The organism is Pseudomonas sp. GL_139_B (assembly GCF_057834475.1).
In genome coordinates this window covers 324626-350010 of sequence record NZ_CM174403.1, presented here as the reverse complement: position 1 = coordinate 350010, position 25385 = coordinate 324626, and the positions used below count along the sequence as shown (strand labels likewise).

The following is a 25385-nucleotide window of genomic DNA, read 5'->3' as shown; positions in this document are numbered from 1 at the left end:
CCTTCAAATTCGAGTATTCAGCTTCGCTCGGAAATCAGTTTTTCTCGAGCGCCCACAAGTCGCTTTCGATGCTTTCGAACCTCTCTTTGAGGTGCGCCTGCACATCGAAAATCGCCCTGTTGTAATAGTGCGGAGCAATTTCACGGGTAAACAGCTCAAGGATTTCGGCCGCTTCGAATGAACCCAGGTCCAGTTCGAAGCGATCCTCCATGAAGCGTTTGATCTTGTGATTGGCCTCGCGCTCCTGTTCGGGCGTGAGGGTCAGGATCGGTGGCTTCTTCTTGACCGCCATTTACCAGCGACCATCCCACGCGGCGAAGTTCTGCAGCAATTGCAGGCCATGGGTATGGCTCTTTTCCGGGTGGAACTGCACGGCGAAACGCGAGCCTTCAGCCAGCGCCGCGGCGAAATCGACACCGTAGTGACCGCCGCCCACCACCTGCCGCGCGTTGCCGGCGGCGATGTAGTAGCTGTGCACGAAATAGAAACGCGCCAGGTCCGGAATGTCGTGCCACAGCGGGTGACTCACCTTCTGCTTCACTTCGTTCCAGCCCATGTGCGGGACTTTCAGGTGTTCGCCGTCCTCGACCAGATCCTTGCCGAAGAACTTCACTTCACCCGGGAACAGGCCGATGCAGTCGACGCCGTCGTTCTCTTCGCTATGGTCGAGCAAGGCTTGCATGCCCACGCAGATGCCGAGGAACGGGCGGTCCTGGCTGACTTCTCGCACCAGCGAGTCGAAGCCCAGGCGACGAATCTCCGCCATGCAATCGCGAATCGCGCCGACGCCGGGGAAAACCACCCGGTCGGCTTCGCGAATCACGTCGGCATCGCTGGTGATCAAGACCTTGCCGGCACCGACGTGCTCGAGGGCCTTGGCCACCGAGTGCAGGTTGCCCATGCCGTAATCGATAACCGCGACCGTCTGCATTACAGAACGCCTTTGGTCGATGGCATCTGACCGGCCATGCGGTCATCGAGCTCGACGGCCATGCGCAGGGCGCGGCCGAAAGCCTTGAACACGGTTTCGATCTGGTGGTGGGTGTTGGTGCCACGCAGGTTGTCGATGTGCAGGCTGACCAGTGCATGGTTGACGAAGCCCTGGAAGAATTCCTGGAACAGGTCAACGTCGAATCCACCGACGGTAGCGCGGGTATACGGCACATGCATCTGCAGGCCTGGGCGGCCGGAGAAGTCGATCACCACGCGCGACAGCGCTTCATCGAGCGGCACATAGGCGTGGCCGTATCGACGGATGCCTTTTTTGTCGCCGATGGCTTTGGCAAAGGCCTGACCCAGGGTGATACCAACGTCTTCCACGGTGTGGTGGTCGTCGATATGCAGGTCGCCCTTGCTGACAATATCCAGGTCGATCAGCCCGTGACGGGCGATCTGGTCCAGCATGTGCTCAAGAAAAGGAACACCGATATCAAATCGGGCCTTTCCGGTGCCATCCAGGTTGATCGAGGCTTTGATCTGGGTTTCCAGAGTGTCGCGCTCGACTGACGCCATACGTTCGGCCATCACCAGCTCCGCAAAATCATTGGGCGAAAAAGACAGCCATTATAGGGGCGCGGGACCGAAACAGAAACACGAGACGTGATATGGCTGACGGATAGAACCCCGTGCTGTCGGGGATAGACATGTCCATACAAGCCAGCATTCATAGCGAATACACGGCTTTTGCAGGAGCTGGCTTGCCAGCGAAGGCGGCCGGGCGAAGTGCAGCGGCAATGAGGACGCCTTCGCCGGCAAGCCGGCTCCTACAAGGTTTTGCGTTAGTGGAACAAGATTGCCGTTTTCTGCAGGGTCACCCAAACACCCCACGCCAACGGAATCCCCACCACCAGCCATGCAGCGACGGCCAGAGGCTTGGTGCCCGGTGCGGCTTTCCACTCCAGCACCGTGCTGCTGTCAGCCCCTTTGTCGTGGCCCAGTGCCTGTTCGGCAGCCAGTTCAGCGTCGGTCATGAAGTACTTGTCAGCCACCGGGCGCACCAGCAGGTTGCACAGGAACCCCAGCACCAGCAGGCCTGCGAGGATGTACAAGGTGATGTCGTAAGCAGCGGCACGTTCAACGCCGATGCTCAGCTGATACTCACGCAGGTAGTTCACCAACACCGGACCCAACACGCCCGCTGCCGCCCACGCCGTCAACAGACGACCGTGGATCGCACCCACCATTTGCGTGCCGAACAGGTCCGCCAGATAAGCCGGAACAGTCGCAAATCCACCGCCGTACATCGACAGGATGATGCAGAACGCCGCGACGAACAGCGAAACGTTACCCAAGTGACCGAGGTTCGGGATCAACGCATACAGCGCAAAACCCAACGCGAAGAACACGAAATAGGTGTTTTTACGCCCCAGGTAATCGGAGAACGAGGCCCAGAAGAACCGGCCACCGATGTTGAACAAGCTCAGCAAACCGGTGAAACCGGCCGCAATCGCCGCAATCGAAGCCAACTGCCCGGCGTCCAGTTGACCGAACGGCAGGTCAACACCGATCAATTTGCCTCCGAACACCTCCTGCAAAAGCGGCGACGCCATGCCGAGGATGCCGATACCGGCCGACACGTTCAGGCACAACACCAGCCACACCAGACGGAACTGTGGGGTTTTCCACGCGACGTTCACATGAACATGGCGGTGGGTGATCATCGCGTTCGCGGCTTTTTTCGCCGCAGCGGTCCAGCCCTCAGGCTTCCAGCCGGTTGGCGGAACGCGATAAGACAATGCACCACCGATCATGAACACGAAGTAGATTGCGGCCATTACCAGAAAGCTCTGCCAAACGCCGACGCTGGCTGGCGAAGTGAAATGGCCCATCAGGGCTGCGGCCAGCGGAGCACCGACCATCGCGCCCCCACCGAACCCCATGATCGCCATACCGGTCGCCATGCCGCGCTTGTCCGGGAACCACTTGATCAACGTCGAAACCGGCGAAATGTAACCCAGCCCCAGACCGATACCACCAATGACCCCGGAGCCGACCCACATCAGCCAGATCTGGTGGGTATAGATTCCCAGTGCTGAAATCAGCAGACCTCCACACCAGCACAGCGCCGATACAACGCCAGCCTTACGCGGCCCGGCGTGTTCCAGCCAGCCACCCCAGATTGCTGCCGAGCAGCCGAGGAAGATGAAGAACAGGGTGTAGATCCAGCCGAGCATCGAGATCGGCCAGTCGCATTGCGACGAGAAAATTTGCGAAATGAAGCTCATGTCCGGTGCACAGGCAACCGACTTGGTCACGCCCAGCGCCTTGGACAGTGGCAACCAGAACACCGAAAAACCGTAGGCCATGCCGATGCAAAGGTGGATGGCCAAAGCGGCCGGTGGCACCAGCCAACGGTTAAAACCAGGCTTGGCGATGATGCGTTCCTTGGACAGAAACGCAGGCTGGCCGGCTTTGAGGCCGTCCGCCGTGATGCTCGTGGTCATTGTGTGTCCCCCAATTATTAGTAGGGTTCGCCAGCCACTCCTCACCCCCAGCCTTAATGCGCACGCAGGACCGTTTTGTTGGGGAAAGCTGCTTTGTGTGCGACATCTCGTCGCCGCAGGACGGACGAACGGGCAAAGGTTACCATTTGAACGTCAGAGAAAAACCAAACTGATATCACCTTTTGTATGTCCCCTGTTCTCGTACCTCTTAAGGAGACGCCATGCCGATCATTGTCGAACCACTGAACGAGGCCACTTACCAGGATCAGCAAGACCTGCAGAAAATTTACCGCGACGCCCCGGACTGGCTGTTCGCCCCGTTTTCAGGGGATGTGCAGCTGATCGAAGCCTGCTTGCGGGACGGTTCGCTGATCGCCGGACGCTTCAATGATCGACTACTCGGCGCGGCCCGCTTGCAACGGCATCAGGACGTCTGGCACTTGTCGCAACTTTGCGTAAGAAAAATTACCCGTCGTCGCGGCGTCGCCGAGCGCCTGGTGAACGAAGCGCAAAAAATGGCCTCTGATTCCGGCGCCACCCTGCGCCTGCTGGCCCCCGCCGGGCATCTTGAAGCCCGGGCACTGGCAGCCAAGCTGAAACTGCCACTGGATGTATTGCCCGCAGAGATCGCCTGACCGGTCGTCCGCTACAGAGCGCTATACTCCCCGGCTAAATTTCGAATTCGACTATCTACAAGGACTCGCCCATGAAAGCGTTCGGCAAAATCCTGGGTCTGGTGCTTCTCGGGCTGTTGCTGATCATTGTGGCGCTGGGCTTTGCCCTGACCCACCTCTTCGATCCCAACGACTATAAAGACGAGATTCGCCAGATTGCCCGCGACAAGGCCCACATCGAGCTGACGCTCAATGGCGACATCGGCTGGAGCCTGTTCCCGTGGCTGGGCCTGGAGTTGCACGAAGCCAGTGTCGCGACCCTGGCCAAGCCGACCGAGCCGTTCGCTGATTTGCAGATGCTTGGCCTGTCAGTGCGCGTGCTGCCGCTGCTGCGCCGTGAAGTGCAGATGAGCGATGTGCGTGTCGAAGGCCTGAACCTGCGCCTGAACCGCGACAAGGACGGCCATGGCAACTGGGAAGACGTCGGCAAGGTCCCGGCGCCAGCCACTCCGACCACGACACCTGCCACTCCTGACGAACCTGCACCGGCGCCGGAAACCACCGCTCAGGTAGAGAAACCGGCCCAGCCGATTCGCCTGGACATCGACAGCCTGACCGTGAACAACGCCCGCGTCGAATACAGCGACGAGAAGACCGGCAGGCAGTTCAGCGCCGAAAGTATCCAGCTGAGTACAGGCCCGGTGCATGACTCAACTAACATCCCGGTCAAACTCACCGCATTCCTCGGCACTAACCAACCGGTTCTGCGGGTGCGTACCGAGCTCGCTGGTGAGCTGCGTTTCGAACGCGCACTGCAACGCTACAAATTCGAAGACATGAAAATGTCCGGCGAAGTCGCCGGTGATCCGTTGCAAGGCAAAACCATGACCTTCGCCGCCCAAGGGCAATTGCTGCTGGATAAAGCTGCGAACGTCGCCGAATGGACCGGCATCAAGATCTCTGCCAACCAATTGCGCGCACTGGGTGAACTCAAGGTCAACGACCTCGATAAGACGCCGCAGATCAGCGGCGGCATTTCGATTGCCCAGTTCGACCTGGCGAAATTCGTCGACAGTATTGGCCAGAAGCTTCCGGCCATGGCCGAAGGCAGTTTGAGCAAAGTCGAACTGGTGAGCCGCGTTGCCGGCACGCCGACCAGCGTTTCGTTCGATAACATCAACCTGAAAGTCGATGACAGCAGCTTCAGTGGCCGCATCGCCGTCGAGGATTTCGCCAAACAATCGCTACGTGCAGTCCTGAAGGCCGACGCGTTCAATGTCGACCGCTACCTGCCACCCAAATCCGCCGAAGCCAACAGCGCGACACAGGTGCGTCAGGCGGAAGTTGCCAGCACCGAGGCCGATGCCATGGCCGGCGCGGGCAGCACTCCGCTGCCGGCATCACCGACAAAGGGGGCGTGGAGCAGCGAACGCCTGTTGCCGGTCGAACGCTTGAGCAAACTCGACGTGGACGCCGACCTGACCTTTGGCCAGTTGACCCTCGACAAGCTGCCGATCCACAACGCGGCGCTCAAGGTCACTGGCCTGGACGGCCTGTTGACCCTGGAGAACCTGCGCGGTGACCTGTACGACGGCAACTTCGAAACCAAGGGCACCCTTGACGTGCGCCAGCAAGAACCTGCGCTGAACATGCAGACGCGCATCAATAAGGTGCCTGTAGAAAAAATCCTCGAAAGCCAAGGCAAAAACCCGCCGGTCAAAGGCCTGGTGACGCTCAACAGCGCGCTGACCGCCAGTGGCAATAGCCAGAAAGCGCTGATCGACAGCCTCAACGGCAACGCCAGTTTCGTCATCAACAATGGCGTGCTGCTCAATGCCAACCTTGAACAACAGCTGTGCAAAGGCATCGCCACCCTGAACCGCAAAACCCTCAGCGGCGAGCCACGGGGCAAGGACACACCGTTCCAGGAACTCAAGGGCAACCTGACCTTCCGTAACGGCGTGGCCAGCAACCCAGACCTGAAAGTGCGCATCCCAGGCATGACCGTGAATGGCGACGGCGACGTCGATCTTCGCGTGCTAGGCATGGACTATCGCGTGGGCATCATCGTCGAAGGCGATACGAGCGCCATTCCGGACCCGGCCTGCCAGGTTGGCGAAAAATATGTCGGTATCGAATGGCCGCTGCGTTGCCGGGGTCCGCTGGAGCTCGGCGCCAAGGCCTGCCGTCTGGATAACGAACGCATGGGCCAGGTCGCAAGCAAACTGGCGGGCGACAAGATCAGCGAAAAAATCGACGAGAAGCTAGGCGACAAAGTCAGTCCTGAACTGAAAAACGCATTGAAGGGGCTGTTCAAGCGATGAGAACCGAGCAGTTTTCATCGGCGGTGCTGGACTGGTATGACCGCCACGGTCGCCACGATTTGCCTTGGCAACAGGGCATCACCCCGTATCGGGTGTGGGTCTCGGAAATCATGTTGCAGCAAACCCAGGTCAGTACCGTGTTGAACTACTTCGACCGCTTCATGGCCTCGCTGCCCACGGTCGAAGCCCTGGCCGCCGCGCCGGAAGACGAAGTGCTGCACCTCTGGACCGGCCTGGGTTACTACACCCGCGCACGCAACCTGCAGAAGACCGCGAAAATTGTGGTGGCTGAATACGGCGGCGAGTTTCCACGGGATGTTGAAAAGCTGGTTGATCTGCCGGGCATTGGCCTGTCGACGGCGGGCGCCATCGCCAGCCTGAGCATGGGCCTGCGGGCGCCGATCCTCGACGGCAACGTCAAACGCGTCCTGGCGCGCTTTACAGCGCAAGAGGGATACCCAGGGGAGCCGAAGGTCGCCAAACAGCTCTGGGCCAACGCTGAGCGCTTTACGCCGCATGATCGGGTCAACGCCTACACCCAGGCGATGATGGACCTGGGCGCCACGCTGTGTACCCGCAGCAAGCCGAGCTGCCTGCTCTGCCCCCTGCAAAAGGGCTGCGAAGCGCACATGCTCGGCCTGGAAACCCGCTACCCGGTCCCCAAACCGCGTAAAACCGTGCCACAGAAGCGCACGCTGATGCCGATGCTCGCCAACAGTGAAGGCGCGATTCTGCTTTACCGTCGCCCTTCCACGGGCCTGTGGGGCGGTCTATGGAGTCTGCCGGAGCTGGATGACCTCAACGACTTGCAACATCTGGCCTCGCAGCACTCGCTGGAACTGGGCAGCCAACAAGCGCTGCCGAGCCTGGTGCACACCTTCAGCCACTTTCAGTTGTCCATCGAACCCTGGCTTGTCCGGGTCCAGGAGGCTGGCCATCACGTGGCCGAGGCCGACTGGCTCTGGTATAACCTCGCCACCCCGCCGCGCCTGGGTCTTGCCGCCCCGGTCAAAACCTTGCTCGAACGCGCGGCCGCCGTATTGAACGCAGGAGAATTGCAATGACTCGCACCGTGATGTGCCGCAAGTACAAAGAAGAATTGCCCGCCCTGGAACGCGCTCCCTTCCCGGGCGTAAAAGGTCAGGACATTTTTGACCACGTCTCGGCCAAGGCCTGGGCCGACTGGCAAAAGCACCAGACCCTGCTGATCAACGAAAAACGCCTGAACATGATGAACGCCGAAGATCGCAAATATCTTCAGGGCGAGATGGACAAGTACTTCTCCGGCGAGGAATACGACAAGGCTGACGGCTACGTTGCGCCGACTGAATAATCCCGATTTCTCGGGGGGCGGATCGTAAGCGACGGTAATAATTAAAATTTTTTTGAAAACTTTCTTGACGACCCCCTGAAAAACCAGTTTAATGCGCCCCGTTGCCCAGATAGCTCAGTCGGTAGAGCAGGGGATTGAAAATCCCCGTGTCGGCGGTTCGATTCCGTCTCTGGGCACCACTAATTAATTTCAGGTGGTGCCAAAACCACCCGAAAGCCCACAAGAAGCCCGCCTAGTGCGGGCTTTTTGTTGTCTATGCTTTCCTAAACTGACCTAGGCAGCCCAAAGCTTTGGGGGCTTAATTGGTGGCCTCTCAGTTCGGTCAGGAAAGAGGCCCCCAGAATGGACGCAACGCCCGAAGAAGCGCTTGCAGCACTAAAGCCCAAGGCAAGACCGTACAAAACCACCATTGGCCTGGGGCTATACCTGCTGACAAACCCCACCGGCTCAAAACTGTGGCGATTCCGCTACCGCCTCGATGGCGTAGCAAAGAGCTTGAGCATGGGCGCCTTTCCCGACGTAACACTTACGCAAGCCATCAAGGCAAGAGATGAGGCCCGCGCCCAATTAAAAGTTGGGGCCGATCCAAGCGCCGCACGCAAAGCCGAACGAGCTGAGCTCACCGCCCATAGGTCAAGAGCAAAAGCCTTTCGTTTGGTTATGACAGTGGGAAACTCGCTGACCATCGAAACGCCCAACCAGATTCTTAGTCTCACCCCTGAACAGACCGCCGCCGTGCGCGCCTTCCTGTTAGCTGTCCAGCCGGAGAGTGCCACTCATGCCGCTAACTGACAGCGCCATCAAGACCGCCAAACCCAAAGAAAAGCCCTACAAGCTGAGTGACGCGCAAGGGCTTTACCTAGAGATCACTCCGAATGGCTCAAAGCTGTGGCGACTCAAGTACCGGGTTGCAGGCAAGGAAAAAAAATTAGCCTTCGGCGCCTATCCAGCCGTCACGCTATCCCAAGCTCGCCAGCGCCGCGATGAGGCACGCCAGCAACTAGCCGAGGGCGCCGACCCCGGAGAGCAGAAGAAAGCCGCCAAACAGGCTCAGAGGGTGGACGAGCTGACTTTCGAGACGCTGGCACGGGAGTGGTACGACTACAACTCGCCAAGATGGGCAGATGCCACCGCCTACAAGGCCAAGCTGTACCTGGATAACGACATCATCTCCGGCATCGGCGGCCGCCCGATCAAAGCCATCACCCGGCCCGAGCTGGTTGAACTGGTGCGCACGGTCGAGGCGCGAGGCACTCTCAACGCAGCCGGCAAGATCCGCCAATGGCTACACCAGATATTCCGGTATGGGCTTGCCAAGGGCGTGGTAGACGCCAACCCGGCCACCGACCTGAGCGTGGTCGCCGCACCAGCCAAAGCCGCGCGCCATCACCCGCACGTTACCTTTGCTGAATTGCCCGAGCTGATGGCCAAGTGCGAAGCCGTGAACATCCATACTCTAACCCGGCATGCCATACGCCTGCTGACACTGACAGCCGTTCGCCCTGGTGAATTACGCAAAGCGCCGTGGTCGGAGTTCGACTTAGACGCCGCTAACTGGACGATCCCCGCCGAGCGCATGAAAGCCCGTCGACCGCACATCATCCCCTTGCCCCGCCAAGCCGTCACCATCCTGCGCCAACTCCAAGAAGTCACCGGGCGTTATGCCCTGGTCTTCGCTGGCGCCAACCCTGAACGGCCAATGAGCGAAAACACCGTCAACAAGGCGCTTCGTCTTATGGGATATGAGGGGCGCCAGACCGGCCACGGCTTCCGCCACCTGCTGAGTACCGAACTGAACGGGCGCGGGTACAACAAGGATTGGATCGAGCGCCAGCTTGCCCACGGTGACAGCGACGAAATACGCGGCACCTACAACCATGCGGCCTACGTCGAGCAGCGCCGGGAAATGATGCAAGCGTGGGCAGACTCGATAGACGCCCTGTGTGCTGGCGCTAACGTGGTGAGCATCAAGCGAAAGGCTTAACTGGCTTCAACCAGCCTAACGAATAGCGGATACCCCCACCCGCCCGACCTACCAAATGATTTTAACTGTGGGGGCTATCTGGAGGATGCGAATGCTTTGCCTAAGTCTACGTCATATCGACCTGCAAGCAGTCTACGAACAACTCGATAACTACGACCCTTATACTGACCCTGAAAGACGCCTAGCAAACATTCCACTACAGCTCAGCGAGACGCTGTCCTACCAACTTGAAGATATAGCAGAGGTTGTGTCTAACGACTTGTTTGATTCACCTTGGCAAAATTCGCATCCGTTCGATCTTGCTGTCGAAGTAGAAGAATTCATTGGGGCAGTTATTTCATTACTAGACGAAGACAACCGAAACGCCTCACACATTGAAGAAGATGAACACGAAGACTCTGTGAGAGAAACACTAGATAAGTTTGCAGTCCTCCCCCTCACAGACGTCTTTATATCCGCCGATTATTTGAGAATAACTGCATTACTGATCTATCAGTACGACTACTTGTGCTGGCTTTATCAAAAGGAAGCCTACGAGGACGCGCTAAAACTGTTCGTGATAATTACGGAAACCAAGTGCCGCCTCGAAAAGTTCAATGCCGAAGGTTATTCCAAAGAAAAACACGAGCGATCAGCCTCTGAGCGAGCAACAAAGTTGGCAGAAAAACGACACACCCCAACTAACGAAATAAAAGCAAGGCTGCTGGCAGAATGGGACTGGACTTCTGGCGAGTACCCAAGCCGCGCCGACTTCAGCGAAATCGTAGCTAGACGCGAGGGGATGAAACAGAGAACGCTATACGAATGGATTGGGAAACACGTAAAAGACAGTAAATGAGGAGTACGGCCTGCGCCGCAGACTGTACGGTCTGCCGCGCAAACAGTACGGTCTGCGCCGCACACCGGACTATAAACAACTTCTCCTGCCCGTCAGCATTGCCACCGTCGACTCCCTACACCGCCCTAGGAGGCGCTGACGATGGCAAACACTACCAATACCCCCTCACCTGCTCAACGGTTTATCAAGCGCCAAAAAGTCCAGGACATTTCAGGCATTTCCTGTACTGAGATTTACCGCCGTATCGCCGCTGGCACCTTCCCCAAACAAATCACCCTCGGCCCCAAATGTGTCGTTTGGATCGAATCTGAGGTTCTGGAGTGGATCAATGAGCGCATTGCCGAAAGCCGTGGAGAGGCAGCCTAATGACTCTCAACAATTGCCATCACTTTGCCAGTCGTGCCCTTTTTATGCAGTCGTGCCCATGCCTAAGGGTGGGCGCAACTGAGGGCACGAGGGCACGACTGGTGAAATCGGTTGCCAGTGACAGCTTTCGCGGTTACTGTTTTGCGGTCGCTGCAAATTCAGCGACCGGGCTTGGTAACCCGATCAGCAAAAGGCGCAACAGCGCCCCTATTACGATTGCAGGCGCTTTTTTTACGTCCGCATTTCCGTTTTATGGCGGCTGTGCGTGGGAGACCTTCGGGTCTGCCGGGTTCCTTTTGCCCCGGTTTACCAACCCGCGTACAGCTGCCACCCATTCGCTTGGTAACGAATGTGGCAGCTCCTCAGCAAAAGGAGCTACACCCATGCTTACCCGTCTTTTCAGCCTCACTCCGTCCGAAATCCAGAACAAAGCCGAGCGTCACCGTGCTCGCGCCCTTTCCCAACTCAAGAGCAAATCCAGCCTCAAAGTTCGCCACGAGCGTTACAACGCCGAAATTACCCGCGCCCGTTTCTTTGAAGCGATGCTGGCCGGGGGTACGCAATGAAGCGGCTGACAACACTCGAAGTTCACTTCACCAGCACTGGCGACGTGTCGAAAAAACAAAAGCTGTTTCGCGTTAACCCTGATATCGACGCCCAAGACACCCTGAATAGCGCCTCGGACTTCATCTCGACGGTGATGGACATTCTTATGGATGCAGCTATGGGTGAAAAGCCACTTCAAGGTAGTAATGCCTTTATGGTGGTCCACACACTTGAAAGTGCCAAAGCCGCGCTGGATGCAGTGTGGGGAAAACTGGAAGAAGTTAACGACAGCCGCCCAGGGGCTTAACCATGACAATGAATCAACAGCGCCAAGTTGCGCTGGCGGGATCGGTTTGTCTGGACAAAACCCTTAGTCGTCTCGACAAAGTTAAATCCGCTGGCACTAACAAGTGGAAAGCCTGCTGCCCTGCACATGATGACAAGAACCCAAGTTTGGCTATTAGTGAAACTTCGGACGGTGTTGTTTTACTCAAATGTTGGGCTGGCTGCACCACACAAAACATTGTTTCAGCAATCGGACTGGAGTTGCGCGATCTGTTCCCTAGTGAAAAGCAGCCACGTCGCTGGCCAAGTAAGTCCGCCATTGAACATGAGCGCATGGTTTACCGCATCGGCAAGTCATTACTCGAACAAGGGAAACTTGAGGGTGACGATATCGAGCGTTTCAAAACTGCCAAGCAACGCCTGGGGATCAAATGACGACTGATCGTTTTGCTGACCAATGGGCGGAAACTGAGGCAGCGGTATGGAAGGTCAACCTGGTAAGCGCAGCCAATATCAAGCCGGTGGCGATTCGCTGGCTTTGGCCTGGCTGGCTGGCCAAGGGGAAGCTGCACATCCTGGCTGGTGCTGGCGGTACCGGGAAAACCACGCTGCTAATCAGCCTCATTGCAACAATCACCACGGGGGGGCGCTGGCCGGACGGGAGTCTTTGCAGTGAGCCAGGCAATGCCATTATCTGGTCAAGCGAAGATGACCCCGCCGATACGCTGGTGCCTCGACTCGCTGCTGCTGGCGCGGACCTGAGCCGGGTTCACATCATTCAGGGCCGCACCAATGCCCAAGGAGACGCTGACCCGTTCGACCCGGCTAACGACATTGCACTGCTACGCGCAGCGGCAAACGAGATCGGCGGTGTGGCGCTGCTGATGCTCGACCCCATCGTCAGTGCAGTGAAGGGTGATATGCACAAGGCCAATGACGTGCGCCGAGCGTTGCAGGGCGTGGTGGACTTTGCCGAACAGAACCTTTGCGCGGTAGTGGGGATTTCTCACTTTGCCAAGGGTGGTGCTGGATCGACACCGGCTGACCGGGTGATCGGTTCGCAGGCATTTTCGGCGCTGGCGCGGACGGTGCTGGTGGCAGCCAAGCAGGAAGACTCTGGCCAGCGAGTGTTGGCGCGGGCGAAATCCAACATCGGCACCGATGAGGGTGGCGTCTCCTACACCATCGAGCCTTGCGACATCGGTGGCGGGATTGAGGCCACGCGTGTGCTGTGGGGTGGCGTCATCGAGGGGAGCGCCCGCGAGATTTTGGGGGATGTCGAAGCGACTGAGGAGGAACGCCTTGATGACAGCGACGACCCGGCAGAAGCCTTGCGACGAATCCTAAGTGCCGGGCCACTGACGGGAAAAGATGCCAAGCAGTTGATGACTGGCAATGGCTACACGCAGAAACAAATCCGCAACGCCCGTGAGCGCCTTTCGATAGTGACGGCCCGCTCGGGCTTCGGGAGCGACACTGTCGTTAGTTGGTCGCTGCCTCAGGCACAGGGTGAATTTGCACTTTTTCGCCCAGCGGAGTCGACGGAGTCACTGCATTTCTGCGAAGAAGCCGACGTCGGCGTGGATGAGGTGGCGATATGAATACCGCCATCGACTATCTCGCCCAGTTCGGCTTATCCGCACGTAAAAAGGGTAACCGAGTAGTCGTATCGCCTCGGTCCTTGGTCACCGACACCCTGCAAAAGTACATCCGCGCTCACCGCCTGGAGTTGCTGGCCGAGTTGGCAGCGAATGACGGCCTTGCGCGAAAAACTCATTGGCAGGTCACGCTTCCAGGTTGCCGGCCTTTCACGATGGTCGGCGAGCCCTGCACCTATGAGGAAGCCCAAAGCGTCGTCCATTCCATTTGGCCAAATGCAGAGGTGACGCCATGACCGCCTACCAGTTGCGGTATGGCGAATGACGACTCAACACCAATGGCCGACTTCACAGGAACCTAGATTTGTGGGGAGCGCGGGGAACAGTGGGAACAGCCAATGTTTCCGGGGCTTTGGGGCGTTCCCCCATATAGAGATGTTGGGGAACAGGGGGGAACACACACCTGTTTTTCTATAAACGACGCAGCCTCTGCCCAGTGATCTGGCGGGAGGTGCTCGGCACATAAGGCTTGGCCAGCCCGCCGATCCACCTCACTTATTATTTTTTGGAGAATCACCTATGACTGACCTCACCCAAGCCACCAAACCCAACAACGCCAAATTGCTGAAGGAGCTGGAGAGCAAGAAAACCGAGTGGGAGCGGGAAGTTAAAGTGCTCAACGAACAGAGCGAGCCATTGCGGGAGACGCTCAATGCCATACCCTTGCGCATTGAAGACTGCACCCAAGAGCAGTGGCAACAACGATTCCAGTTACAGAACGAGGCGTACAAATTTGAGCACGCCGCTTCAAGTCTGAAGACGCAACTGGTGTACCTGCACAAAGACATCGAACGCCTGTCCACACTGCTCAATGCTGACAAACAGATTGTGGCCAACAACAAGCGGGACCAGGAACTCACGTCAGAGGTTGGTCGCCTGCGGGACGGTGCCGAGCGTGTGCAGAGCGCCATGAAGGACATTGAAACCAAGCACGAAGACGCCGGGAAGAACGCCGACATAGCGTTGCAACTCTCGGTGCAAGCGCGTGCCCGAGCAACGGCCATGGGTGACTTTCTCGCCAGCACTGCCGCGGAGAAAGCCACGCAGGAAGCGACGGCAGAGCGTCAGCGGGCCCATCATGCCAAGGAGCATGACGAGCCTCTGCTGACCGCGCTGCGGGCCGAAGCCGAAGCAATTGATGCACAGATTGGGAGTGCGCTGAAGGAACAAGAGATCGCCCGGGAAAAAGTTCGGACGTCGCAGATTGCGAAGCTGGAGGACGCCTGGGATCAACAGGTGCAGGCGCTGGTTACCATTGGCAGCCATCTGGTGAGCCTCGGCAGTAACGAAGCCTTTCGCTCTATGAAAATTCCCCATATGGCAGATCGTAGCTGCTCAATTAGCTATCGCAATCTGCTCGACGACCCGTCGGTGCTGCTCGGGTGAAGCCGCCCGTAGAGAAGTTGAGCCCATACCGGACGTGGGTCGCCAATGCCGTCGAGCGACCGATGTGCCAAGGCTTTGAAACCTTGGGCAAGAAGGTCATGTTTTGGTCGGTGGTCTGCTGGGAGGCGGTCAAGTCAACGGGCGAGCGGAGCATTGTTCGTCCGTTTGCCACCGAGCAAAAAGCACAGTGGGCGGCGCAGGTTCTGGCCGCGCATTACCCCGGGCGAGTGTATGCACTGCTACACCAGATCAGCGAGAAGGATGTCGAGATGGCTCAGATGGAGATTTTCGAGCGTTCGGTGATGGATGATGTGGTGGCCGTGGAAATGGCCGATAAGTACGCCACAGCGCCGGATTAATCCCCTGGCTTTGAGATGACCATAGGCCGCCGGGAAAAAACCTGGCGGCCTTTTCATTTGAGCACCACGCCATCCACTTCGCATCTCAGCGTCAGCTTTCACCTAAGGTTTATACCAAATGATGTGTTCCCGCTGATCGCCCCTTCTGTCGACGCAAAATCCTGTCAAGCACGCCAAAAATTGTACCTGCTCGGTGAATCCAAGGCTTGACTTCCATATTTTCGCTGGCTTGACGAAAAAAATTAGCACTCATATATTGTGTGTGAGTATTGGTACGCACAAAGTGGGTGTGAATATGAATGCTAATAAGCAAGGCAGATACAAGCGCTTCGGCGACGAATTAAAACGCTTACGCCAAGCGCAAGGCATCTCGACCCACACTGAGCTAGCCAAGCTTCTTGGCGTCGCCCAGCAGACCGTCACTCGATGGGAAGCTGGCGAATCACGCCCGCGGGCGGAGCAGGTCGCGCTCTTGGCCAAGGCTCTGCGTGCCGATCCGCAGCGGCTTCTCATTGTTGCGGGCCACGTGACGGAGCAAGTCACAGTGTCATTTGACCAGCCGCTGCCGCTGGCATCGCTCTCACCTGAAGGGTTTCAACGTATCTGCCGCACGCTCCTTGAGGCGATCTATCCGGGGGCCAAGGTGCACGCCGCCGGCAAGACGGGGCACGAGCAGTTTGGAATCGACATTGACGTCGAACTCAAGAGCGGCGAGGTGCACTCGTTTCAGTGCAAGCGCGAAGCCCAATTCGGGGCAGCAAAGGTGAAGGCCGCAGTTGAAGCGCACAAAACAGAGGCCGCACAGAAGTTCATCCTCCTCTCACGCGTCGCGAGCCCACTTGCGCGCCGCGAGATGAAGAAACATCGCGGATGGGACATCTGGGATCAGGACGATCTCTCGGAGAAACTGCGCGAACTTCCAGTCGATGCAAAGCGCCGCGTGATTGATACTTACTTCCCTGGGCAGCGCTTCGCTCTCTTGGGTGAGCCGTCGCCCGGTCCGTGGCTTACCCCTAAGGACTTCTTCGCACCCCTCGTCGTCGCCGATCGGCCATTTAGCCACCACTGGAGTCTCATTGGCAGGACGAAGGAGTGCGTACAGCTCGCAGCCGCCCTTGAGGATCGAAAGCAGGTAATCGTATCGTTGGTGGGCCCTGCGGGCGGAGGTAAGTCGCGCACGCTGCGAGCAGCAATCGATACCTTTACACAAGAGCATTCCGGTCACATGATCCTCATGCTCTCACCGACTGAACAAATCACGACGAAGAGCCTTGAGGACTTAGGCCTCGGCGAAAAGCTCCTCGTCGTTGATGACGCGCACGACCGCACTGATCTTGAACTCTTGGTGCGATATGCCGCGAACCCGCAGACGAATGCGCGGCTCCTGTTGGTGTATCGCCCATACGCGCAAGAGGTCATCGATCGTCAACTGGCGCACTATGGATTGATGAGCACAGCCGTTACGCTGGAGAGGCCCAACAAGGCCGAAGCAGTCGAACTTGCGACGCACGTTTTAGAGTCACTTGGCGGACCAGTGCACGCGGCTACGCTGATCGCCGACGTGGCGTATGACAGCCCACTTTCTGTTGTAGTAGGTGCCTGGATTGTTGCCAAAGATGGATTGCACCCTGAATTATTCGGCTCGCACGAGGTGTTCCAACGAACAGTCCTCAATCGATACAAAGCTGCCATCGCAAAGAGCGTTTCCAACAGCACCAAGGATCAAGATCTAATCGAGTGCATGTTGCGCGTGATCGCGCTCATCCAGCCGGTCGTGCCCGATGATCCCAAAGTGCTCGCACTTTACGAGTCTATCGAAGGAGTGAGCGCGCCGGATGCCACTCGACTGACCAAGCTTTTGATTGCATCGGGGGTATTATTCAAGCGAGGTGCGCGCTATCGACTTTCGCCTGATCTCCTGGCGGACTCGATCATCGAATCCGGATACATCATCGAGAGCGGCGCCTCAAATGGACAGGCGGAACGAGTGTTTGAGGCAGCCATTCCAGAGCACAAGGCCCATCTTCTGTTGAACCTAGGCCGCCTTGATTGGCGGCGCAATGAAGGTGACACCTCTGACAGCCCATTGTTAGACGCACTGTGGCGCAGTCTTAAATGGGAGGGCGACTACGTACGGGCGCACCTCAAGGCTGCTGTAGAGGCAGCGTATTTTCAGCCGTGTCAGGCACTCGCGTTTGCTCGCCGTTTGATTGAAGAAGGCCACGGGGCACACGAGGATGTCTGCCGACTGATCCGCAACGCGGCATACAATCAGCGGTATATCCGGGGTGCCTCGGAACTTCTCTGGGAGCTTGGGCGTAATGACCAGCGCCCCACCAACCAGTACACGAACCATCCACTTCGACTCTTGACTGAAATGGCGACGCCTGAGCCAAGAGTGCCGATCGCAAACATCGAGGGCGTCTTAGATTTCATGCTCTCGCTCGTGCCATATGAAGACAGCTGGACCAGTGTATTTACTCCGTTTGATGTACTTGAAGGTGCGCTAGCAACGGAAGGGCACTTCACTTCCAAAGCCACCAGTCGCGCCTTCACGCTCTCGTCCTATGGCGTCAACCTAGAGGCGGTGCAGTCAGCCCGGCAACGAATTATTGCTGCCATCTTGGAAAGCTTGACGAGCGAGAACAAGCGACGCGCCTACGCAGCCGCCGAGACCCTCCAACATGCACTGCGCGGACCGATCGGCGTGCTGAATCGCAAGACGAGCGACGAGGAGAATGCTGACTGGGAGAAAGAGTTCACCGATACGCTTGAGCGAGTCAACTCCCTGATCGAGCGCCATCCCCTTTCACCTGTGGTGCTAACACGTATCGCCGAGTCGGTGGGATGGCATGCGCACTACGCCGATGGAGCAACTACTAAGGAACCCGCAGAGCGTATTTTGCACCAGCTCGATCGCGATCTAAGCACTCGCACCACCCGTGTGCTTATGGATGGCTGGGGTACCAACACTTGGAAGCACCAACTTGACAGGCAAGACCACAATGGTGAGATTCAGGCAAAGCTTGTCGAGGAGCTTGATCAGGCGTTCCCCGATGCGAAAGCGCTTGAGTCGTTCATCAATGAGCGCCTGATCGACCTCAAGGCATATCGGCGTGAGCCTCTCCAATCGAGTGATATTTTCGTCAATCGGTTGTTGAACGACCGTCCTGCGCTCGCTCGTGTTGTGCTTGATACAAGAGCTGAATCCCCTGATAGCCCGATCGTAGAGTTCGCCTCTGTTGCGCTTGCAGAGCTGATCAAGCACGTACCAAGCGAAGCTGACGCACAGATCGATGCGCTCCTTTCCACAGGGGACACGGAGCTTTCTCTTGTCGCGCGTGCGTACACGATGGGTTTAGTCAAACACCGCGGCCTGACCGAGTCCGATCGCTCTATTTTCAGGCGCATCTTCGGCTCAAGCGCCCCTGCGGTACTAGCTTGTACCTCATGGCTATTTCGCGACGTAGCCGAGTGCGACCAGCGTTTTGCGATTGAGCTTCTGGCCAATGCGAATCCGGCATTGGCGACTGAGTCGCGGCAGAGCATCTTCATGTGGTTCGACGACGACAAACTTATCCCGCTTGACTCGCTCAGTGAGGACGAGCTCAGGCAGATTTTACAGCTGCTCGCCAGCTCTCTGCGCCTCGACGATCACTTCGTGCATGGATTCCTCGTGCGCACGGCCAAGCGTAGTCCTCGCTTGGTAGTTGAGCTTATAAAAGAACGCCTCACACGGGCAGTCCAGCGAGATGATTGGCGAATGGAGCCAATCGGCGGCATCGCAGGCCGCCAGTCGTCTTTGGGTGTTCTGGAGCATCCCCATGGTGCCGTGCTTCTTCGAGAGGTGCTTGACTGGGCGTTGCCCCAGATCGACGAGTATCGCTTCGCGCACCACCTATCTGATCTCGTGTCAGGTGTGTTTGGCCTCCAGCACTCGTCGTGTACTAGCATCCTTGAGGCGTGGAGTACGGGTGGCAAAAGCGAGCACTTCAAAGTGCTCTCCTATGTACTTCGAGAAGCGCCACCATTGTTTGTGTTTGAGGACTGCGCATTTGTCGCACGCATATTGAAGGCGGCGCGCTCGGTTGGTGCATCCGTCTATCGGGGACTCAGTTCCTCGCTCTTTGCGTCTGCTGTCAGTGGTGTACGGGGAGGTACACCTGGTGAGCCGTTCCCTGAAGACTTGAGGTTGAAAGCGCAAGCTGAGGAAGTGCTTGCCACATTGAGCAAGGCCGATCCGGCTTTCGCTCTCTACGACGATATCCGCAAACATGCCGAGAGCAGCATTGAGTTCGCTCGGGCGGAGGGGCGAGCCATGACCGAAGAGGACATTGATGAATAGCTATCGTGGCAGCAATTGTGAGGCTAGCTCACGATGTTAGGCAGCAGGGCTTTACGGTATTAGCTCATGTTGACCGGAGGAGTTGAAATCGGCCCATCCGGTTAGATGAACGCGCCTTCGGGTCTGTCTACGCGTAGACGGGCGTTAGATTTAAAGATTCGCAAACCAGCCCGCATGCCACGAACGGCGGGGGCTGCAAGACGACACCACAATTTGTTAACGCCGAGGTTTGAAAACGGCGACCGGGACCGTTTTTAGCGTCCCGGCGAGGCTTGTGGGTAATTGCACGGACTTGCCCTCCCATTAGCATTCGACCTGAACAGTCATTTGCATCGGATTTGACCAGCACGCTTCGTGGACATGACCGGCAGAGAACGACCCAATCCGGTCGGAGTACGGTCTATGCACTCAACGGCAGCTCACTGAGTCGAGCCGCCGCTCGCAGGCCTGCATCGAACAGCGGTTATTCGGCCTGCTTTGTAGGCCTGCAGACGATCCTGAACCGTTCATCTGCACCGATACTGGTTGCTCTAAGGCACAGGATAGGGGCAGATTGCAGAGTACGCCGCTTATGTGCCGAGCTCCTCGCCGCCTAGAGCTTTCCCGAATGACGTTTTGCCAACTTGAACTCTTTGGCGGCCTTTCCTGCTCCGTCATGGCCAGGAAACAATGTCGCCGCGGATAAACCATAGTCATTGCATTTAAAAATAAGGTTGCCGACATGCTGATGCGAAAGTACAACCTTGTGCAAAGTCACATTTGCGTTAGCACGAAGAATCTCATCAATTGCGGGGCCTATATCAAAATCGGCGTCACGAGATTGCCCAACTATCCATTTCACCAACAAGAAACATCCTTTTTGTGCTGCAAGATTCTTGCTGGTAATACCTGGTAACCCCACATGATGGATTTCAGTGATTGCGTTGGTTGTTTCGTGACGAATAAGATGGATCTCGCGTGCATCGACGCCCCATACAACAATATCATCAGTCAGAGACCCGCAAGGCTTCATCAAATCAAAAGCCTGAATGCCGGCAAAGTATGCAGCAACAAAAGGGGACCGTGTCCAGTCGAGAAGCCGTGTCGGGACGCCATGGTGCTGGGCAGAAGCAAGAAGCGGGTAAAAATCTTCCGTAGGCCATTCATTTGCATTTGAGCCAAATTTTTCGGCAAAAGTAAAAAACTCCGCTTTCTGCCGAAACTCATGCGAGTCGCCAGGGATCGCCAGTCCCATTTCATCACAATGATGTGCGTATGCGCTAAGAAGCTCATATTCAAAAAACATCACGTGGTCAGTCTGACGGTAAATAGACCTCGATCTATTGTATTGATCGATCACAGTCTGGCGAAGCGCTGATGGCTCCAGTGGCCACGATGCGTTGCCTTGCCCGCGAAAAATGGGGCGTGCTGTCATGCCCATTCTCTGGATCAACTCGCCGTCTGGTGAAATAAATCGCCAGAACTTAGCCAAATCGCTGAATTTATGCTCTTGGATCGGCATGCCTATTTTTCCGTTCTAGATGCCGCACTTCTCGATACAGGCAATCTTGTAGTATTCGATGTAGTGGCCAACGCTTACTGTAGACATGCATTGCCGTTTCAGCTGAGTTGAACGCGTAGTCTATCAGGCAGGTTTCAGCGCGGAGCAGACCTTTGAGCGAAAACTTCGGTAAGCAGGTGACAGACCGCTACTGGCCGATTCTGTTGAAAAAGTCGGCCATCCAAAACTGCCTGATCATTGACCGGTGAAAACGCCTTTTTTACACGCTGCTACGTGAAATCTGCGTCTGAAAACCTCTGACGAAAGTAAAGATTTCAATCTCGGACGCGTACTTTTCAGCTGCGGAAACCATGGCCGACTTTTTCAACACAATCGGCCGTTCTCTGCCTATCATGGTTACAACGCGTGTGGATCAAATTCGATGCAATCGCAGGTCAAGTCGAATGCAAACGGGTGGTCAAGTGGAGCGCAATTTCGCAGCTCGCACACATTGGAAAACAACCCTTGGCGGGGTGCAGGCGCAGCACCCCGCTCTGCCATCCTAGACACCTCACGTTCGGTCTCTCGCAGAACGTACGCCGGCACGAACCCAAGGACTGCCATTCAGACGCCAAGGGCTGTTCGCTGACTCACGGGTTGAAGGACGGTTGAAACAGAAATTCGGGCAATCCGCTGGAGGCCGCGCCGCGTAAGGGCTGCAAGGCCATTCGAGAATCAATCATAGATGAGGATTCAAAACGGCCCCCGGGGCCGCTTTTAACGTCCTGCCGAAGCTCCCCTGTTCGGTCACGGCTCAGGTAGACCGGAAGGGCTTTTCCCTCATTCACGGATTGACCGGCTTTAGATCGGGAGATTCTGGTAATGCCCTGCAAGCCACGCCACGTAAGGGCTGCAAGGCCTTTCGAGAAACAACCATACGCGAGGATTTAATACGATAAAAAGACTCACGGCCGCCTTCATCTCACCGTTACCGAACGAGCAGGTAACGGTGCGAGCGTGTAATTCCCAACACACTGTGTAATTCCCCACACAGTGGCGTTTCCACCACCCAGTGGCGCCATGCCAACGGGGTGCACTTCCTGAACCCCGATAGAGCTTCGATGCCTCTCATCTCAAGGCCACTTCTCCAACCCATTGGCGCGTCGGCAGTTGTGATGATGAAAGAGATCGCCGCGGCGGCGGTGGGCATGGCAACCACGCTCCCAAAACACGCCGGGGACCCTGCCGATTTCCGAAGAATACGGGTGCGAAAACTCGCGTGATCGTGTTAGCGGCAGCGTCTAAAAGTTACTTGACAGGTTGACACAAAAACCCTGAATTTTGAGCTGTCGGTGACGTGCAGCTCATAACCGATTTTCTGTACAGCCCCCCGCAAACGCTAGGCGCGGCGTGCGTTGAGGCTTCGTCAGTTGCCCCCCGAACAGAGGCTCGAAATCCTTGTCAACCTTGTCAAGTAAGTTGACAAGGTTGACAGCTGCCGGGGGACAAAACCGGAAGAATGCTAGTTACCAGTGGGGAAACTGAATAAGCAGTCTTGGCAGGCACTCAGAGTGAGTGCGGTTGCCCTCATTGCCTGATCGTGGATTCCATCTGAATTTAACGGGTCCTCCCGAGGGGGTGGGGCTTGGGGGTAATTCGGGCCCCGCGTCTTCGGTATATATGACCTTTTTTCGGTGGTTGGTTGTTGTTTGGTTGACCGCTGCGGCCCCCCGAGTCTATGGAATTTGCGGCCCTGCTTATCGCAACCAGTCAACCCAGCCATGTTGATGGAGGGATGGCCCAGGTTGGGGCGCTGATCGACGCCAGAACAATTCAGCGGGTGCAGATCGCCGGGCGAATTACCTCAGAAGTAAATCTTGATGGGGAGTTGATCAGAGCGCGGGGGGATGCGTCACATGGCCGATGGCACGTTTGGCTGTGACCCGTCGATAGAAGTGAAGCTGTGCAAGCCATGGGTGGAAGTAGCGGGGCGTTAGATTCCGTCGTATCCACAGAAAATGGCCGATCCGTCCTGCTGTCCAGCGGGGCGCCGCTGGGGCACGGCTTGCACAACCTGCGCCAGATGGTAGGCGATGGCAGCGATGCCCGCAATAAGCTTGAGAGCGTTGATATAGAGCTGTCCAATCTGTTTTTGTATGACGAGGATGTCGCCGCGCCGCCTGTGCCCCTCAAGAACTTTGTGCGGGACGGCCAACGCAGGCGGATTATTCGTTCGACCAGCTGCGCCACCAAGTGGAGGCCGCTCACGCTTAACTAAGCGCACGGTGTATCCCAACCCGGAAAAGTAGAGTACGAACTCACTGAGGATGGCAGGCGTTTGGAGATCAGTTCGTCTTGCACTGATTGAAGATCTCAGCTGTGGTCGATGTCGATTTCTCTCAGTCCGTTAGATACGGGTTCAAATTGATCACTGGCCAAGTTGACCGGTGTTAGATTCGGAGATTCTGGTAATCCTCTGAAAGCCTTATAAATAAAGGCCTGCAAGGTCTTTCAGAAAACAACCATAGGTAAGGATTTAAAAGCGCCTATTGTTGAGTGCCAGACTCCATCGGCGGGCCAAACCTCCGCTTTACACGACGAAAAGCTACATCTTGACCGACAACATCGGCCAAAAGCTGACTTCAATTTGTCTGTGGAGTACGGGGGATACGGCCTTACTCATGCAGGCATCAAGGCTCGCATCGATTCGTTTACATCAAGTAATATCATTCAAAACGGTGCTTGCATGGTGAGCGCGAGCTCATCTACAGCTGAAATTTACCAAACGTCCAATTGCCAAGGAAGACTGATGTCTGAAGTACAAGAAGTAGTTTTGCGCCTGAATGGCGAGAAAATAAGCTTCGCAACTTATGAGGAATTGCAAGCGTACTTGACCTTGCAGATTCAACATTGGAAATGGCTGACAAAATTACCGAGCGCGTACAAAGATGCAGGTCAAGCAATATTTGAAACCTATTTTTTGAGGCCCATACAGCAAGTTGAGCAGAGTGTTATTGATTTTGTGGCGCCAAAATTTAAATTAGGAAATGAAAAAATGCCATTCATTCTCTACGATAGTGATGAGGGTTTCCTTATCACAAGGACTAGGGAGGAATATGATGATGTAACTGCCGCGCTGACCATCATCTATTTGAATAAGCATACTAGAAGTGCCATTCATCGTGATGGGCAGATAAGCACTCTTACACAGAATGATCGACTATCGTTTGAAAAATCAATCGCAATACAAATTGCTATTTCACTCCAAGGGTTTTCTTCCATAGGCTCTGATGCTCGCTCATCGGTAATGAGGGAAACCTTGGAGCGTTTCGTTTCCCATGCGGAATTAGCGACCGATGCCGTCAATAATTATGTGACTGATATCATTGACTCCACATCATCAACAAAATCGGATATAGATGATCTAGCCAACTCACTGACTGCTGCCTACCTCAGGCGTCGTAAGAGATATTCAGCCTACATGATTAAAGCGCGTGACTCTGCACGAGCAGCCGTCAGTGAGGCTACGAGTACTTTAGCCTCCGCGAAAGCGGCTTATCACGACCAAGTAGACTTAGATGCTTCTGTACAGTACTGGAGTATCCGTAGACGCAATCATTCAATATTTAAGGTAATATGGTTTTTTGCCGTTCTGTTAAGCATGGTAGTAATGTTTGGCTCTGTGCTGGGATACTACGGAGCTGGTGGCGCCATGGGGCTGTCAAATATGATTCACCAGCAACGCACCGAAGAGTCCGTACTCAACACCCCGCCTTCTATACGCTTAGACTCACCACTTTCCTCAACGCAACCCACAAACATTTCATCAACATCAACATCAACATCAACATCAACATCAACATCAACATCAACATCAACTAAACCCGAATCTAAAGCGTCTGAACCCATAACGCCTTCCATTTTTCCATCGCCTCCAATAGCCGTATCAGGACACACTCGCTCTGAACTCACTCTTGCAGTGGCAGACCTAGCGGGAGCCGCACTTCTGATAACTCTGTTAGGGATTCTTATCAAGATTACGCTTCGTCAGTTCAATACCCATTCATATCTAGCTTTGGAAGCCGAAGAGAGAATTACGTTCACAAAGACTTATTTGGCCTTGTTGAATGAAGGCAAGCTGAAATCTGAGGACGATCGCAAGTTGGTTTTGGAAAGCTTGTTTAGATCAACAAAATCTGGAGCAGTAGAAGAAATTCCATTCTCGAGCCCCGTGGAGTTAATTTTCAAAACCATAGGTGATAAAAAACTATCATAAGGCAGTTTGACCGTTCGCTCATGGCCGACTGCTGCCCTTGGTGAGAGGCAGCAATCGGTTGAATCCACAGTCAGAAGCTGTCCTTCGAAAGCGTCTACGGAAGCAGGACCAATTCACGTTGATGGTAACCGGCGCCGCGCGCGAGCCA

23 protein-coding genes and 1 tRNA gene are annotated in these 25385 nt (G+C 56.1%); 19 read left to right on the top strand and 5 right to left on the bottom strand.

Annotation, left to right across the window (positions count from 1 at the left end; translation table 11 throughout):
• Positions 1-34: 34 nt before the first annotated feature.
• The 4 genes from AC3ISI_RS01610 to AC3ISI_RS01595 form a co-directional block, all read right to left on the bottom strand.
• Positions 35-292: a DUF2164 domain-containing protein gene (locus AC3ISI_RS01610; RefSeq protein WP_489335182.1), complete on the bottom strand. Its 258-nt coding sequence runs from the start codon at positions 290-292 to the stop codon at positions 35-37.
• Positions 293-931 (bottom strand): imidazole glycerol phosphate synthase subunit HisH, encoded by a 639-nt coding sequence (hisH, locus tag AC3ISI_RS01605; protein ID WP_489335181.1) that lies wholly within the window; start codon positions 929-931, stop codon positions 293-295.
• On the bottom strand, positions 931-1524 hold the full coding sequence (gene hisB / locus AC3ISI_RS01600) for an imidazoleglycerol-phosphate dehydratase HisB (protein WP_007897437.1): 594 nt from the start codon (positions 1522-1524) through the stop codon (positions 931-933). Before hisB ends, hisH begins: the two co-directional genes overlap by 1 nt.
• Before the next feature lie 254 nt (positions 1525-1778).
• Entirely contained in the window at positions 1779-3443 is a 1665-nt protein-coding gene (locus AC3ISI_RS01595; protein ID WP_489335180.1) for an OFA family MFS transporter, read from the bottom strand.
• 221 nt (positions 3444-3664) lie between these two features.
• On the opposite strand from AC3ISI_RS01595, the gene AC3ISI_RS01590 reads away from it, so the two are divergent.
• The 17 genes from AC3ISI_RS01590 (at position 3665) to AC3ISI_RS01510 (ending at position 19481) form a co-directional block, all read left to right on the top strand.
• Positions 3665-4078 carry an acetyl-CoA sensor PanZ family protein gene (locus AC3ISI_RS01590; protein ID WP_489335178.1) on the top strand — a complete coding sequence of 138 codons (414 nt, stop codon included), beginning with the start codon at positions 3665-3667 and terminating at the stop codon, positions 4076-4078.
• 71 nt (positions 4079-4149) lie between these two features.
• Positions 4150-6381, top strand: a complete 2232-nt coding sequence (locus AC3ISI_RS01585; protein WP_489335177.1) for an AsmA family protein — start codon at positions 4150-4152, stop codon at positions 6379-6381.
• Entirely contained in the window at positions 6378-7445 is a 1068-nt protein-coding gene (gene mutY / locus AC3ISI_RS01580; RefSeq protein ID WP_489335176.1) for an A/G-specific adenine glycosylase, read from the top strand. The genes AC3ISI_RS01585 and mutY overlap by 4 nt, the downstream gene beginning before the upstream one ends.
• On the top strand, positions 7442-7714 hold the full coding sequence (locus tag AC3ISI_RS01575; RefSeq protein ID WP_489335175.1) for an oxidative damage protection protein: 273 nt from the start codon (positions 7442-7444) through the stop codon (positions 7712-7714). The genes mutY and AC3ISI_RS01575 overlap by 4 nt, the downstream gene beginning before the upstream one ends.
• A gap of 103 nt (positions 7715-7817) precedes the next feature.
• Positions 7818-7893 (top strand) — tRNA-Phe (locus AC3ISI_RS01570).
• Between the two features lie 163 nt (positions 7894-8056).
• The gene (locus tag AC3ISI_RS01565; protein WP_489335174.1) at positions 8057-8506 is read left to right on the top strand and encodes an Arm DNA-binding domain-containing protein; all 450 of its coding nucleotides are present in this window, start codon (positions 8057-8059) and stop codon (positions 8504-8506) included.
• Positions 8493-9698, top strand: coding sequence for a tyrosine-type recombinase/integrase (locus AC3ISI_RS01560; protein WP_489335173.1), 1206 nt, complete (start codon positions 8493-8495; stop codon positions 9696-9698). The genes AC3ISI_RS01565 and AC3ISI_RS01560 overlap by 14 nt, the downstream gene beginning before the upstream one ends.
• A 91-nt stretch (positions 9699-9789) precedes the next feature.
• Entirely contained in the window at positions 9790-10536 is a 747-nt protein-coding gene (locus tag AC3ISI_RS01555; protein ID WP_489335172.1) for a hypothetical protein, read from the top strand.
• A gap of 141 nt (positions 10537-10677) precedes the next feature.
• On the top strand, positions 10678-10902 hold the full coding sequence (locus AC3ISI_RS01550) for a helix-turn-helix transcriptional regulator (RefSeq protein ID WP_489335171.1): 225 nt from the start codon (positions 10678-10680) through the stop codon (positions 10900-10902).
• Positions 10903-11285: 383 nt separating this feature from the next.
• Positions 11286-11468 carry a hypothetical protein gene (locus tag AC3ISI_RS01545; RefSeq protein WP_489335170.1) on the top strand — a complete coding sequence of 61 codons (183 nt, stop codon included), beginning with the start codon at positions 11286-11288 and terminating at the stop codon, positions 11466-11468.
• Positions 11465-11755 (top strand): DUF3077 domain-containing protein, encoded by a 291-nt coding sequence (locus tag AC3ISI_RS01540; protein WP_489335169.1) that lies wholly within the window; start codon positions 11465-11467, stop codon positions 11753-11755. The genes AC3ISI_RS01545 and AC3ISI_RS01540 overlap by 4 nt, the downstream gene beginning before the upstream one ends.
• A 2-nt stretch (positions 11756-11757) precedes the next feature.
• Positions 11758-12168, top strand: a complete 411-nt coding sequence (locus tag AC3ISI_RS01535) for a virulence-associated protein E (RefSeq protein WP_489335168.1) — start codon at positions 11758-11760, stop codon at positions 12166-12168.
• A complete protein-coding gene (locus tag AC3ISI_RS01530) occupies positions 12165-13334 on the top strand; it encodes an AAA family ATPase (protein WP_489335166.1) in 1170 nt (389 codons plus the stop codon). Before AC3ISI_RS01535 ends, AC3ISI_RS01530 begins: the two co-directional genes overlap by 4 nt.
• Positions 13331-13627 (top strand): hypothetical protein, encoded by a 297-nt coding sequence (locus AC3ISI_RS01525; RefSeq protein ID WP_489335165.1) that lies wholly within the window; start codon positions 13331-13333, stop codon positions 13625-13627. The genes AC3ISI_RS01530 and AC3ISI_RS01525 overlap by 4 nt, the downstream gene beginning before the upstream one ends.
• 283 nt (positions 13628-13910) lie before the next feature.
• Positions 13911-14777 carry a hypothetical protein gene (locus tag AC3ISI_RS01520; RefSeq protein WP_489335163.1) on the top strand — a complete coding sequence of 289 codons (867 nt, stop codon included), beginning with the start codon at positions 13911-13913 and terminating at the stop codon, positions 14775-14777.
• Positions 14774-15136, top strand: a complete 363-nt coding sequence (locus AC3ISI_RS01515) for a hypothetical protein (RefSeq protein ID WP_489335162.1) — start codon at positions 14774-14776, stop codon at positions 15134-15136. Before AC3ISI_RS01520 ends, AC3ISI_RS01515 begins: the two co-directional genes overlap by 4 nt.
• A gap of 295 nt (positions 15137-15431) precedes the next feature.
• Entirely contained in the window at positions 15432-19481 is a 4050-nt protein-coding gene (locus AC3ISI_RS01510) for a helix-turn-helix domain-containing protein (protein WP_489335161.1), read from the top strand.
• 592 nt (positions 19482-20073) lie between these two features.
• On the opposite strand, the gene AC3ISI_RS01505 is transcribed toward AC3ISI_RS01510, so the two are convergent.
• A complete protein-coding gene (locus AC3ISI_RS01505) occupies positions 20074-20982 on the bottom strand; it encodes an FRG domain-containing protein (RefSeq protein ID WP_489335160.1) in 909 nt (302 codons plus the stop codon).
• A 2044-nt stretch (positions 20983-23026) separates the two neighbouring features.
• Between AC3ISI_RS01505 and AC3ISI_RS01500 the strand changes: the two genes are divergently transcribed.
• Together AC3ISI_RS01500 and AC3ISI_RS01495 are read left to right on the top strand one after the other, a co-directional pair.
• Positions 23027-23239 carry a hypothetical protein gene (locus tag AC3ISI_RS01500; protein ID WP_489335158.1) on the top strand — a complete coding sequence of 71 codons (213 nt, stop codon included), beginning with the start codon at positions 23027-23029 and terminating at the stop codon, positions 23237-23239.
• A gap of 531 nt (positions 23240-23770) precedes the next feature.
• On the top strand, positions 23771-25237 hold the full coding sequence (locus tag AC3ISI_RS01495) for a DUF6161 domain-containing protein (protein WP_489335157.1): 1467 nt from the start codon (positions 23771-23773) through the stop codon (positions 25235-25237).
• Positions 25238-25385 lie beyond the last annotated feature (148 nt).

Coding starts and splice junctions, on each gene's coding strand:
- AC3ISI_RS01610 (WP_489335182.1), bottom strand. CDS start 292: ATGGCGGTCAAGAAGAAGCCACCGATCCTGACCCTCACGCCCGAACAG.
- hisH (WP_489335181.1), bottom strand. CDS start 931: ATGCAGACGGTCGCGGTTATCGATTACGGCATGGGCAACCTGCACTCG.
- hisB (WP_007897437.1), bottom strand. CDS start 1,524: ATGGCCGAACGTATGGCGTCAGTCGAGCGCGACACTCTGGAAACCCAG.
- AC3ISI_RS01595 (WP_489335180.1), bottom strand. CDS start 3,443: ATGACCACGAGCATCACGGCGGACGGCCTCAAAGCCGGCCAGCCTGCG.
- AC3ISI_RS01590 (WP_489335178.1), top strand. CDS start 3,665: ATGCCGATCATTGTCGAACCACTGAACGAGGCCACTTACCAGGATCAG.
- AC3ISI_RS01585 (WP_489335177.1), top strand. CDS start 4,150: ATGAAAGCGTTCGGCAAAATCCTGGGTCTGGTGCTTCTCGGGCTGTTG.
- mutY (WP_489335176.1), top strand. CDS start 6,378: ATGAGAACCGAGCAGTTTTCATCGGCGGTGCTGGACTGGTATGACCGC.
- AC3ISI_RS01575 (WP_489335175.1), top strand. CDS start 7,442: ATGACTCGCACCGTGATGTGCCGCAAGTACAAAGAAGAATTGCCCGCC.
- AC3ISI_RS01565 (WP_489335174.1), top strand. CDS start 8,057: ATGGACGCAACGCCCGAAGAAGCGCTTGCAGCACTAAAGCCCAAGGCA.
- AC3ISI_RS01560 (WP_489335173.1), top strand. CDS start 8,493: ATGCCGCTAACTGACAGCGCCATCAAGACCGCCAAACCCAAAGAAAAG.
- AC3ISI_RS01555 (WP_489335172.1), top strand. CDS start 9,790: ATGCTTTGCCTAAGTCTACGTCATATCGACCTGCAAGCAGTCTACGAA.
- AC3ISI_RS01550 (WP_489335171.1), top strand. CDS start 10,678: ATGGCAAACACTACCAATACCCCCTCACCTGCTCAACGGTTTATCAAG.
- AC3ISI_RS01545 (WP_489335170.1), top strand. CDS start 11,286: ATGCTTACCCGTCTTTTCAGCCTCACTCCGTCCGAAATCCAGAACAAA.
- AC3ISI_RS01540 (WP_489335169.1), top strand. CDS start 11,465: ATGAAGCGGCTGACAACACTCGAAGTTCACTTCACCAGCACTGGCGAC.
- AC3ISI_RS01535 (WP_489335168.1), top strand. CDS start 11,758: ATGACAATGAATCAACAGCGCCAAGTTGCGCTGGCGGGATCGGTTTGT.
- AC3ISI_RS01530 (WP_489335166.1), top strand. CDS start 12,165: ATGACGACTGATCGTTTTGCTGACCAATGGGCGGAAACTGAGGCAGCG.
- AC3ISI_RS01525 (WP_489335165.1), top strand. CDS start 13,331: ATGAATACCGCCATCGACTATCTCGCCCAGTTCGGCTTATCCGCACGT.
- AC3ISI_RS01520 (WP_489335163.1), top strand. CDS start 13,911: ATGACTGACCTCACCCAAGCCACCAAACCCAACAACGCCAAATTGCTG.
- AC3ISI_RS01510 (WP_489335161.1), top strand. CDS start 15,432: ATGAATGCTAATAAGCAAGGCAGATACAAGCGCTTCGGCGACGAATTA.
- AC3ISI_RS01505 (WP_489335160.1), bottom strand. CDS start 20,982: ATGCCGATCCAAGAGCATAAATTCAGCGATTTGGCTAAGTTCTGGCGA.
- AC3ISI_RS01495 (WP_489335157.1), top strand. CDS start 23,771: ATGTCTGAAGTACAAGAAGTAGTTTTGCGCCTGAATGGCGAGAAAATA.